The organism is Pseudomonas sp. S2_H10 (assembly GCF_054668285.1).
Genome location: NZ_CP162754.1, coordinates 53468 through 65911 on the forward strand (window position 1 = coordinate 53468; position 12444 = coordinate 65911).

Below are 12444 nucleotides of genomic sequence, written 5' to 3' on the forward strand. Positions count from 1 at the left end.
GGGAGGGGGACCACATCCCCCTGTAGGAGCGAGCCTGCTCGCGATGAACCCGAGAACACCGCTGGGTGTCAGGCTTCCAGCGTTATCGTTAGCGACCATCGCGAGCAGGCTCGCTCCTACAGGGGGGGTATTAGCCGTTAAAGCCCCGGAGTATAAACAGCCTCAGAGCTCCCACGCGACTTTCAGCCCTTCATAAATCGCTTCTTCGGCGGTGCGCGGGGCCAGGCAGTCGCCGATGCGGCGAAAATCCACCAGGCCTTGCAGCTCGGCACCCAGGGTGTCCACCGGTTGGTGACCCTGACACAGCACCAGGGTGTCGATGTTCTCCATCAGCATCGGCTCGCCGCTGGCGGTGTGTTGCAGGTAGACCGTGTTGTCGTCGCAGCCATACAGCCGGGCGTACGGCGTGATCGGCACGCCGAGTTTATGCAGCTCGCCGGCCAGTTGATCGCGTACGTACAGCGGCAGGTTTTCCCCGCAATGGGTGCCGTTGACCGCCAGTTGCACCTGGTGCCCGGCGCGGACCAGGCGCTCGGCGATGCCGGGGCCGATCCAGTCGCAGCGCCAGTCGACCACCACCACCGAACGGCCGATCTGTACTTCGTCGCGCAATACCTGCCAGGCGTCCACCACCTGCAACTCACCACCGCGCTCGAAGGCTGGCCAGTAGGGTTCGGCACCGGTGGCGACGATCACCACGTCCGGTTTTTCCTGCTCCACCAGTGCCCGGTCGACCCGGGTGTTGCGCACCACGCGCACGTCGGCCAGCTCCATTTCCCGCTGCAGATTGGTGCTGGCGCCGCCGAATTCGCTGCGCCGAGGCAACAACTGCGCGAGCAACACCTGGCCGCCCAATTGCGAGCTGGCTTCGTACAGCGTCACGTCATGACCGCGCTGGGCGGCGACGGCGGCGGCTTTCATCCCGGCCGGGCCACCGCCGGCGATCATGATGCGCTTGCGCTTGTTCGCCGGTTTACGCTCCGCAAAAATCAGTTCGCGCCCGGTTTCCGGGTGCTGGATGCAGGAAATCGGCAAGCCCTTGTGGAAGTGCCCGATGCAGGCCTGGTTGCAGGCAATGCACGCCCGCACGTCTTCGACGCGGCCGGTGTCGGTCTTGTTGGGCATCTGCGGATCGCAGATCAGCGCGCGGGTCATGCCACACACATCGGCCTGGCCGCGAGCCAGGATCAGCTCGGCTTCCTGGGGCTGGTTGATGCGCCCGGTGACGAACAGCGGAATGTCCAGGCCGGCCTTGAACGTCCCGGCTTCCTTGGCCAGGTATGCCGCTTCGATCGCCATCGGCGGCACGATATGCACTGCGCCACCGAGGGACGCCGAGGTGCCGGCGACGATGTGCACGTAGTCGAGTTGGGTCTGCAGCAGTTGCACGGCGGCCAGGGATTCGTCTTCGGTCAAGCCTTCGGGGTCGCGCTCGTCGGCGGAGATGCGCAGGCCGACGATGAACTGCTCATCGGTCGCCGCACGCACGGCAGCGATGACTTCGCGCAGGAAACGCAAGCGCTGTTCCAGCTCACCGTTGTAGCCATCGGTCCGCCGGTTGACCCGCGGATTGATGAATTGCGCCGGCAGGTACCCATGGCTGGCGACCACTTCGACGCCATCGATCCCGGCCTGATGCAGGCGCCGGGCGGCAGCGGCGTAACCGTCGACGATCTCGTCGATCATCGCCTGGTCCAGCGCGCGGGGCATCACCCGGAAACGTTCGTTGGGCACCGACGAGGCGGAGTAGGCCACCGCCAGCAGGCCATCGCTGGACTCCATGATTTCCCGCCCGGGATGGAACACCTGGGACAACACCACGGTGCCGTGGGCGTGACAGGTTTGCGCCAGTTTGCGATAGCCCTCGATGCACGCATCGTCGGTGGCCATCAGCACATGGGAGGTGTAGCGCGCACTGTCGTGCACGCCGGCCACCTGCAGCACGATCAGCCCCGCACCGCCTTCGGCACGTGCCCGGTGATAGGCGATCAATTGCTCGTTGACCAGGTTGTCGGTGGGCATCGACGTGTCGTGACCGCTGGACATGATGCGGTTTTTCAGACGCTTGCCACGGATCTCCAGGGGTTCGAACAGGTGCGCGAAGGCGGGTGTCGGCATGGTGCGATTACTCCAGGCAGTCTGCTCTATGCAGGAGCGAGCCTGCTCGTGATGGACGTCAACGATAACGCTGGGTATCTGACACCCCGCGGTGTTCTCAGGTCCTTCGCGAGCAGGCTCGCTCCTACAGAGGCATCAGGTTTTCGGTTGTTATTATTGGTCTATAGAAATTTACCTTCAGTAAAAAATCAACTTGTTTTTTTACTATGGCGTGGAGTAGTTTCGTTTCGAGCCCGCTCCCGGGCCAAACCTCACAACAATAAAAAAGGGCTGCGCGGGCCTCGTTCCGGTCAGCACCTGCAAGAGGAACCATCGATGAAATCGCACACGCTCAAGCACGGTTTTTATCCCTTGGTGTTGTCTGTGGCCATGGGCCTGGGCAGCGCCCAGGCAGCATCGGACATGGTGGTGGTCGGTTACGGCGGAGCCGGACAAAAAGCCCAGGACGTGGCGTTCTTTCAACCTTTCGCCGCCGTGGATCAAAGCAAGGTGATCCAGAGCGAATACAACGGCGAGATGGCGAAAATCAAAGTGATGGTCGACACCGGCAACGTCGACTGGGACGTGGTGCAGATCGAAGGCCCCGACCTGATGCGCGGCTGCGAAGAGGGCATGTACGAGCGCCTGGACTGGACACGCCTGGGCCAGGCCGACCAGTTGATTCCCGACGCGGCACAGGAATGCGGGTCCGCCGCGCTGGTGTGGAGCGTGGCGATTGCCTACGACACCGACAAACTGGCCCAGGCCCCGACCTCGTGGGCCGACTTCTGGGACGTGAAGAAAACCCCCGGCAAGCGTGGGCTGCGCAAGCGCGCGGTGTACAACCTGGAATTCGCCCTGATGGCGGACGGGGTGAAAACCGAAGACGTCTACAAGGTGCTCGGCACTCCGCAAGGCGTAGACCGGGCATTCGCCAAGCTGACTGAACTCAAGCCCTACATCCAATGGTGGGAAGCCGGCGCGCAACCGCCGCAATGGCTGACCGCCGGCGACGTGGTGATGACCTCGACCTACAGCGGTCGCATCGCCGACGCCGCGCAGAAGGGCAGCCACCTCGGCCTGGTCTGGCCCGGCAGCCTGTACGGCATGGACTACTGGGCGATCATCAAAGGCTCCAGGCATGTCGATCAGGCCAAGCGTTTCATCGCCTTCGCCAATCAGCCGGACGCCCAGGTCAACTACGTGCAACAGATCCCCTACGGCCCGACCAACACCCAGGCCGCCGCACGCCTGGACGACAAACTGGCGCAATGGGTGCCTACGGCGCCGCAGAACCTCAAGGGCGCGCTGTCGATGAACGTTGGATTCTGGGTCGATCATGGCGAAGAGCTCGAAGAGCGCTTCAACGCCTGGGCCAGCAAATAACCAGACTTTGCAGGAGCCGGCTTTTGTAGGAGCCGGCTTGCTGGCGATGGCTGCCTTGAACCTTGCATTGACCTGCAGGCCGTCATCGCCAGCAACCCGGCTCCTACAGAGATAGTTGGCTGGACGTACACAAGCGTCCAGCCTTAAGGTCTGCCGTAGCCGATTAGCCTGGAGAACCCCGACAATGAATAAAATCGCCACCCGCCTGGCCCCCGAGCGCAGCGCTACCGAACAGCGCCTGCGCGAGGAATTGGCGGCCTGTTACCGCCTGATTGCGCACTTTCGCATGACCGACCTGATCTTCACCCACATCTCGGTGCGCATTCCCGGGCCGGAGCATCACTTCCTGATCAACCCCTATGGGCTGATGTTCGACGAAATCACCGCGTCCAACCTGGTGAAGATCGACCTCGATGGCCAGGCGGTCGAACCGTCGCAGTACCCGGTCAACCCGGCCGGGTTCGTGATCCACAGCGCCATCCACGGCGCCCGCGAAGATGCGCAATGCGTGCTGCACACCCACACCAGGTCCGGGTGCGCGGTGGCGGCGTTGAAGTGCGGATTGTTGCCGGTGAACCAGATTTCCATGGAGTTCTACGGTCGGGTTGCCTACCACGACTACGAAGGCGTCGCGCTGGACCTGAGCGAGCAAGAGCGCCTCGTAAAGGACATCGGCGACAAGCCCGTGCTGATGCTGCGCAATCACGGTTTGCTCACCGTCGGCGAAACGGTGAGCCAGGCGTTCCTGCGCATGTACTACCTGGAAAAGGCCTGTGAAATCCAGTTGACGGCCATGGCGGCGGGAGAGGTCGTGCTGCCACCGGCCGAGGTGTGCGAACACACCGAGCGCCAGTTCAACGACCCGGGGCGGCCGCTGGAAGAAGGCGAGCTGGCTGATCCGGATGCCATGCAACTGGCCTGGGCGGCGTTGCTGCGACTGCTGGATCGGGTGGCGCCGGGGTATCGGGACTGATCTGAAGACTCGGTTGTTCGGGCTGGCCTCATCGCTGGCAAGCCAGCTCCCACAGGGTGTGTGGGTGTACGCAAAATCCGCGAGCAACCGAGACCCTGTGGGAGCGTGGCTTGCCCGCGATGGGCACACCACGGTCTGCCTGACTGACACCCGACTGGAGAAATGTCCCGCTCTTGCTGTACAGTCGTTCAGCTCGCCGCTAACCCGCGCGGGCCTAATCGATCGAACCAAGGAGCGTGTCGCCCATGAATCAGGAAGCCCGTTTTTCCCGCATGGAACCGGAGTTGCGCAAAGCCAACCTGATCGAGGCGACGTTGGTGTGCCTCAAGCGTCACGGCTTCCAGGGCGCGTCGATCCGCAAGATTTCAGCCGAGGCCGGGGTCTCGGTGGGGCTGATCAGCCATCACTATTCCGGCAAGGACGAACTGGTGGCCGAAGCCTACATGGCGATCACCGGGCGGGTCATGACCTTGCTGCGCGATGCAATGGAGCAAGCCGCGCCGAATGCCCGGGAGCGCTTGTCGGCGTTTTTCCGCGGATCGTTTTCCGCCGAGCTGCTCGATCCGCAACTGATCGATGCGTGGCTGGCGTTCTGGGGCGCGGTGAAAACCGCCGAGGCCATCAACCAGGCCCACGATCATTCCTATGGCGAGTATCGCGGCATCCTGCGCAAGGTGCTGGCGGAACTGGCCCGGGAGGAAGGCTGGGAAAATTTCGACGCCGACCTCGCCGCCATCAGCCTCAGCGCCTTGCTCGACGGCTTGTGGCTGGAGTCCGGGCTGAACCCCGGCACCTTCACCCCGGAGCAGGGCATCCAGATTTGCGAGGCCTGGGTCGATGGTTTGCAGGCCGGCGGACGCCAGCGTTTTTGCGTGCAGACGAGCGACTGTTGATCAGTCGTTCAGCAATCGATACTCTCTGGCGCCGATGCAGGAAAACACTCTAATAAGAAACTGGCCTTCGGGCCTGAGCCGGACACCAAGCGATGACTCCTCGGGTATTGATCGTCGATGACGATCCGCTGATTCGCGATCTGCTGCACGCCTACCTGTCCCAGGAAGGCTACGACGTTCATTGCGCCGCCACGGCGGAGCTGGCGGAAACCTTCCTGACCAGCCAGACCGTCGACCTGGTGATGCTCGACATCCGCCTGCCGGGCAAGGACGGCCTGACCCTGACCCGCGAACTGCGGGTGCGCTCGGAAGTCGGGATCATCCTGATCACCGGGCGCAACGACGAAATCGACCGCATCGTCGGCCTCGAATGCGGCGCCGATGACTATGTGATCAAACCCCTCAATCCACGGGAACTGGTGTCCCGGGCGAAAAACCTGATTCGCCGGGTCCGCCATGCGCAAACGCCAGCGCCTGCCGTCGCGGTGGCCAAGCCGGTCAAGCAGTTCGCCGACTGGGCGCTGGACACCGACCGTCGGCGCCTGATCGATGCGTCCGGCAGCGAAACCCTGCTGACCCACGGTGAATACCAGTTGCTCAGCGTGTTCCTGCGCAACAGCGGCCACACCCTCAGCCGCGACCAGTTGATGGACCAGATCCGCAACCGCGAATGGGTGCCCAACGACCGCTCCATCGACGTGCTGGTCGGGCGCCTGCGCCGCAAGTTGCACGACGATCCGGCCGAACCGCAGTTGATCATCACCATCCACGGCGCCGGTTACCTGTTTACCGCCGGTGTGGCGGCCTGAGCCCGATGAGGCGATGGTTTTGCCTGCTGGCGTTGCTGGTGGCCGGCCATGCCGGGGCGGCGGACAAGGTTCGCTATTGCGATTATCCGGTGTATCCGCCGATCTCCTGGAGCGACGGCAAACAGGTGCGCGGCCTGGCGCCGAGCGTGGTTAAAAACCTGTTCGGCCAGTTGGGTTATGAGGTCGAGATTGTCGTGCTGGGCAACTGGAAACGCTGCCTGCTGGACGCCGCCGAAGGCCGGGTCGACGTGGTGCTGGCCTACAGCACCGCGCAACGCGAGCAGAGCATGCTGTTCTCGACGGTGCCGGTATTGCGCGAAGAAGTGGCGCTGTTCATCAACCGCCAGCACCCGGTGAAGTTCGAACAACTGGACGACCTGGCCCGTTACCGTGGCGGCCTGTTGTTCGGCGAGAGCTATGGCGTGGAGTTCGATCAGATGGTCGCGCGCAACAACAATATCGAGTGGGTTTCCGACAGCCACCAGAACTTCGGCAAGCTGATTCGCGGGCGCATCGATTTCATCACCCAGGAGCGGCGCACCGGCCAGCTGTACGTGGAAAAATTGCCCGGTGGCCAGGACATCGTCGCCTTGCCCAAGGCGTTGAGCGTGGACTACCTGCGGGTCGCCGTGTCGCGGCGCTCGCCCTTGGCCGCTCGCATGCCCGAGATCGATGCGCAGTTGCAGCGCCTGGTCGATGCCGGCGACATCGAACGCTGGCTCAACGAAAGCGAGGTGACCTACCGCGACATGATCAACCTGCCGGCGGATGCGCAATGATTCGCGCTCGTCCCGGTGGGCTGCTACGACGGCTGCTGCTGTTCATCCTGCTGTTCAGCCTGTGCTTCACCGTGCTCGCCAGCAGCGTGCAACTGTACATCGAGTATCGCCGGGAAATGCGCGACATCGATGCGCGCATGGAGCTGATCCGCGCCGGTTATCTGGCCAGCCTGGAGCGCAGCCTCTGGGACTTGAACCAGGAACAGCTGAACGTGCAGTTGCGCGGCCTGGTGGACTTCTCCGACGTCGCCCGGGTGCATCTGAGCAGTGCCGATTTCGACCTGGTGCAGGGCAATCCAGACCCGGCGGGACCGTTGCGTATCGAGCGCTTTGCCCTGGACTATCAGCCGCCGTCCGGCCCGTTGCGCCACCTTGGCGAGCTGGAGGTCAGTACCGATCTGGGGGCGGTGTACCAGCGTCTCTACGCCACCGGTTTGACCAGCCTGTTGTGGATGGCGGTGTTCCTCTGCGGCCTGGCCGTGGCGTTGTCGGGGTTGTTTTATCGACTGGTGACCCGCCACCTGAAAGTCATGGCCGAGTTTGCCCGGCGCATCGCCGCTGGTGAGTGGCACGAGCCCCTGCACCTGGACAAGCGTCGCGGCAGTGATGAAATCGACACCGTGGCCCACGCGCTGGACGACATGCGCCGGGCGATCCTGCGCGACATCGAGCGCCGGGAAACCGACCGCCTGGCCCTGCAGGACAACCGCGACGAACTGCTGAAAATGGTCGAGCGCCGCACCGCCAGCCTGATGCGCGCCAAGGATGAGGCGGAAGCGGCCAACCTCGCCAAATCGCGGTTCCTGGCGACCATGAGCCATGAACTGCGCACGCCGCTCAATGGCATCCTCGGCATGGCCGAGCTGCTGCGCGGCGCGCGTCTGGACGCCCAGGACGGCAAACGCCTGGATGCCTTGCACAAGGCCGGCGAAGGCTTGCTGACGATCCTCAATGAAGTGCTGTATTTCGCCAAGCTGGAGGAGGGCGTCAGCCACCCCGAGCCGGTGGATTTCTCGCTGCGCCAGTTGCTCGACGAGGTGCTGACACTGCTGGAACCGCGCGCGCTCGGCAACGACACGGTCCTCAGTTGCCGCGTCGACCAGCGGATTGCCGAACATCACCACGGCGCCGAGCAGTTTTTGCGTCAGGTGCTGAGCAACCTGTTGGCCAACGCGATCAAGTTCACCGAAGGCGGTGAAGTCAGCGTCGAGGTAGCGCTGCTCAACGAAACCGGCGAACAGGGCGGGCAACGCCTGCGGGTCAGCGTCACTGACGACGGCATCGGCATTGCCCCGGCAATGCAGGCGAAGATTTTCGAGCGCTTCACCCAGGCCAGCGAAGAAGTCGCGCAACGTTTTGGCGGCACCGGGTTGGGGTTGGCGATCTGCAAGCATCTGGTGGAGCAGATGGGTGGCAACATCGGCGTCGACAGCGAAGAGGGGCGCGGCAGTTGCTTCTGGTTCGAGCTGTCCTTGCAGCCGGCCAGCGCCGTAGTTGCAATTGCGCCGGTTCGCGCGGCGGGGCCGGCATTGAACATCCTGGTGGTCGAGGACGTGGCGCTCAATCGCGAAGTGGCCAAGGGTTTGCTGCAACGGGACGGCCACCGGGTGTGGCTGGCCGAAGAAGCGGAGCAGGCGCTACAACACTGTGCCGCGCAGGTTTTCGATCTGCTGCTGCTGGACGTGCACCTGCCGGGCATCAGCGGTGTCGAATTATGCAGGCAGATCCGCAACAGCGACGGGCCGAATCGCCACACGCGGATTTTCGCCCTGACCGCCAGCGTGCAGCCGGCGCTGGTGCGCGGTTATCTGGAGGCCGGCATGGACGGCGTCCTGGCCAAACCCCTGAAGCTGGAAAACCTGCGCCAGGTGCTGGAAGGGCATGTGCCCGTCGCCGAGGCGGTTGCGCGTGATGAAACGATGGACTGGCCGCTGTTGCAGACCCATCGCACCCTGCTTGGCGAGCAGAAAGTCCAGGGCTTGCTGGCGGTGCTGCGCGACTCGATCGTTCAGCACCGCGATGCACTCACGGAGGCCATTGCCGCCGATGACTGCACAGAGGTCGCGCAACTGGCGCACCGTCTGGCCGGCAGCGGCGATTCGCTGGGCTTTCGTGCCTTGGCCAATACCCTGAGGGCGCTGGAGGCGTTGGCGCTGGTCAACGATGAATCGGCGATCCGCCGCATGACCCCGGCGCTGGATGAGCAATTGCAACTCGCGCTGAACACCCTCAAAGGCCTGTTGCAGAGCTGACGTACAAGTTTGTTACGACTTTGTACAACTTCGATCCTGATGGTCAACGCGAACTTACATGGCTTTCCAATAATCGACGCAACCGCCGCAGCGCGGTCTTCGAAGCTTATTGGAGATAATAATAATGAATTGCCGTAAAGCTGATCCCTCCCTGCGCCGTGACGTCCTGTCGCGCGTTGCACACCTCACCGACTGCTGAGGTGCCGACATGAACGAGAACACTGATCGTAAAGGCATACAGCTGACCCGCGCCCTGAAAAGCCGGCACATTTTCATGCTGTCCCTGGGTGGCGTCATCGGCACCGGGCTGTTCATGGGCTCCGGCGTGACCATCAACCAGGGCGGCCCGGTCGGGGCGATCCTGGCTTACCTGGTCGCCGGTTTCCTGATGTACCTGGTGATGGTCTGCCTGGGTGAACTGTCGGTGCAGATGCCGGTGTCCGGTTCGTTCCAGACCCACGCCACCAAGTACATCGGTCCGGCCACCGGGTTCATGATCGGTTGGGTGTACTGGATGAGCTGGGCCACCACCGTCGGCCTGGAGTTCACCGCCGCCGGCATGCTGATGACCCGCTGGTTCCCGGCGGTGCCGATCTGGTACTGGTCGGCGCTGTTCGTGGTGGTGCTGTTCGGCATCAATGCCATGGCGACCCGCGCGTTCGGTGAAGCGGAATACTGGTTCTCGGGGATCAAGGTCGCGGCGATTCTCGGTTTCATCGTGGTCGGCGTGCTGGTGATCTTCGGCGTGATGCCCCTGAGCAGCGGCGCCCCGGCACCGATGGCGAGCAACCTGCTTGGCGATTCGCTGTTCCCCAACGGCCTGTCGGCGGTGTTCGCGGTGATGATGACCGTGGTCTACGCGTTCCAGGGTTGCGAGATCATGGGCGTGGCGGCCGGTGAAACCGATCAGCCGGAAAAGAGCATTCCACGGGCCGTGCGCAACGTGGTGTTCCGCGTGCTGATCTTCTACGTGCTGGCGATCATCGTGCTGTCGGCCATCGTGCCGTGGCAGCAGGCGGGGCTGATGGAAAGCCCGTTCGTGCAGGTGTTCGACATGGTCGGCATTCCCTATGCGGCCGACCTGATGAACTTCGTGATCCTCACCGCGATCCTGTCGGTGGGCAACTCCGGCCTGTACGCCTCGACGCGCATCCTGTGGGCGATGTCGAAAACCGGCATGGCGCCGAAAAGCCTGTCGCCATTGAGCAAGCGCGGCGTGCCGTTGCGCGCCTTGAGCATCACCCTGTGCTTCGCGCTGGTGTCGCTGATGACCAGCTTCATCGCCGCCGACACCTTGTTCATGGTGCTGATGGCGGTGAGCGGCATGTCCGGCACCGTGACCTGGATTGTCATCGCGCTGGCGCAGTACAAGTTCCGCAAGGCCTGGCTGCGTGACGGCAACAAACTCAGCGACCTGAAGTACCGCGCACCGTGGTTCCCGGTGCTGCCGCTGATGTGCATCACGCTGTGCTGCTCGCTGTTCGTGTTCCTGGCCCTGGATGAAACCCAGCGTCCGTCGCTGTATTGGGGCTTTGGCTTCATTGCGCTGTGCTATGGCGCGTACTTCCTGATTCATCGCAAGCGCCAGGGCGTGCTGGCACCGAGCTTGCCGACTGCCTGATCCCTTGAGCTGAACACAACCCCCTGTGGGAGCTGGCTTGCCAGCGATAGCGGTATGTCAGTCAACAGAGATGTTGAATGTGATGCCGTCATCGCGGGCCAGCCCGCTCCCACAGTGTTTTGTGGCATCCCCAGCTTCTATGCACACTGCAGATTCCCTGTAGGAGCGAGCCTGCTCGCGATGGTCGTCAACGATAACGCGGGCTGTCTGGTTTCCCGCGGTGGTCTTACGTCCCTCGCGGGCAAGCCCGCTCCCACAGTGTTTTGTGACATCCCCAGCTTCTATGCACACCGCAGATTCCCTGTAGAAGCGAGCCTGCTCGCGATGGTCGTCAACGATAACGCGGGCTGTCTGGTTTCCCGCGGTGGTCTTACGTCCCTCGCGGGCCAGCCCGCTCCCACAGTGTTTTGTGGCATCCCCAGCTTCTATGCACACCGCAGATTCCCTGTAGGAGCGAGCCTGCTCGCGATGGTCGTCAACGATAACGCGGGCTGTCTGGTTTCCCGCGGTGGCCTTGCGTCTCTCGCGAGCAGGCTCGCTCCTACAGGGGGGTGTGGTGGCGGGAAGACCGCGTGTCACCAGTTGTTCGAAGTTGTAACAGCGCCTGCGGTCCATGCTCGCCAATATTGAAATAATCCAATAAAAACAATGTATTACATATTTTTTGAGCTTGTTACAGCTCATTTCCCCACCGATTGCCGCCTTACTGAACACTCGTTTAGTATGGCCTCAAGTCGCATCACCTCAGACCAATCACAATAATTCGAGGATTCCCATGACCACTCAATCGTCGCTGCTCAGCCAGGTCGAAGCAGGCGTTGCCTGGATCACCCTCAATCGCACGGCCCAGCGCAATGCGCTGGACATTCCGACGCTGAAGAACCTGCATGCCTTGCTCGACGGTTTCAACGCCGACCCGGCGGTGCGCGTGGTGGTGTTGACCGGTAGCGGCCGCAGCTTCTGCGCCGGTGCCGACCTCGACGAGTGGGCCGATGCCGAAGCCCGGGGCGCCCTGGAAACCTACGGCTGGACCGAAACCGCCCACGCCCTGATGACCCGTCTGCACAGCCTGGAAAAACCCACCATCGCCGCCATCAACGGCACCGCCGTCGGCGCCGGGATGGACCTGACCCTGTGCTGCGACCTGCGCATCGCCGGGCAATCGGCACGCTTCAAGGCCGGCTACACCAGCATGGCGTACTCGCCGGATGCCGGCGCCAGTTGGCACCTGCCACGCCTGATCGGCAGCGAACAGGCCAAACGCCTGTTGTTCCTCGACGAATTGTGGGGGGCCGACCGCGCACTGGCCGCCGGACTGGTCGGCGAAGTCTGCGCCGACGAGCAACTGCTGACGGTCACCCATGAGCTGGCCGCACGCCTGGCCGCCGGTCCGACTTTCGCCTTCGCCCAGACCAAAAAACTCATGCGTGAAGGCGCCGAACGCAGCCTGGCCGAACAACTGCAAGCCGAGCTCGCCGCCGGCCTGCTGTGCGGTCGCAGCGAAGACGGCACAGAGGCCCTGCGCGCCGCCATGGAAAAACGCCCGGCGAACTTCGTCGGCCGCTAATCGCAGCGGTCCTGTAGGCGCTGGCTTGCCAGCGATCACCTTCAGCCTCGCACACCATTCTTTGTGA

At 63.2% G+C, this 12444-nt stretch carries 9 protein-coding genes; 8 read left to right on the plus strand and 1 reads right to left on the minus strand.

Annotated features, from left to right (window positions below):
* Positions 1-162 precede the first annotated feature (162 nt).
* The gene (locus tag AB4O16_RS00225) at positions 163-2118 is read right to left on the minus strand and encodes an oxidoreductase (protein ID WP_460156673.1); all 1956 of its coding nucleotides are present in this window, start codon (positions 2116-2118) and stop codon (positions 163-165) included.
* Between the two features lie 315 nt (positions 2119-2433).
* On the opposite strand from AB4O16_RS00225, the gene AB4O16_RS00230 reads away from it, so the two are divergent.
* From AB4O16_RS00230 to AB4O16_RS00265, 8 genes are all read left to right on the plus strand, one after another.
* Positions 2434-3483 carry an ABC transporter substrate-binding protein gene (locus tag AB4O16_RS00230; RefSeq protein ID WP_110663098.1) on the plus strand — a complete coding sequence of 350 codons (1050 nt, stop codon included), beginning with the start codon at positions 2434-2436 and terminating at the stop codon, positions 3481-3483.
* A gap of 184 nt (positions 3484-3667) precedes the next feature.
* Positions 3668-4456, plus strand: coding sequence for a class II aldolase/adducin family protein (locus AB4O16_RS00235; protein WP_460156674.1), 789 nt, complete (start codon positions 3668-3670; stop codon positions 4454-4456).
* Between the two features lie 245 nt (positions 4457-4701).
* The gene (locus tag AB4O16_RS00240; protein ID WP_110659255.1) at positions 4702-5349 is read left to right on the plus strand and encodes a TetR family transcriptional regulator C-terminal domain-containing protein; all 648 of its coding nucleotides are present in this window, start codon (positions 4702-4704) and stop codon (positions 5347-5349) included.
* 92 nt (positions 5350-5441) lie between these two features.
* Positions 5442-6158, plus strand: coding sequence for a response regulator (locus tag AB4O16_RS00245; protein ID WP_460156675.1), 717 nt, complete (start codon positions 5442-5444; stop codon positions 6156-6158).
* A 5-nt stretch (positions 6159-6163) separates the two neighbouring features.
* Positions 6164-6937 carry a substrate-binding periplasmic protein gene (locus tag AB4O16_RS00250; protein WP_160387472.1) on the plus strand — a complete coding sequence of 258 codons (774 nt, stop codon included), beginning with the start codon at positions 6164-6166 and terminating at the stop codon, positions 6935-6937.
* Positions 6934-9189, plus strand: a complete 2256-nt coding sequence (locus AB4O16_RS00255; protein WP_460156676.1) for an ATP-binding protein — start codon at positions 6934-6936, stop codon at positions 9187-9189. Before AB4O16_RS00250 ends, AB4O16_RS00255 begins: the two co-directional genes overlap by 4 nt.
* 208 nt (positions 9190-9397) lie before the next feature.
* Complete coding sequence (locus AB4O16_RS00260) at positions 9398-10810, plus strand: amino acid permease (RefSeq protein ID WP_460156677.1); 1413 nt, start codon at positions 9398-9400, stop codon at positions 10808-10810.
* Between the two features lie 775 nt (positions 10811-11585).
* Entirely contained in the window at positions 11586-12377 is a 792-nt protein-coding gene (locus AB4O16_RS00265; protein ID WP_160387478.1) for an enoyl-CoA hydratase/isomerase family protein, read from the plus strand.
* Positions 12378-12444: the final 67 nt, after the last annotated feature.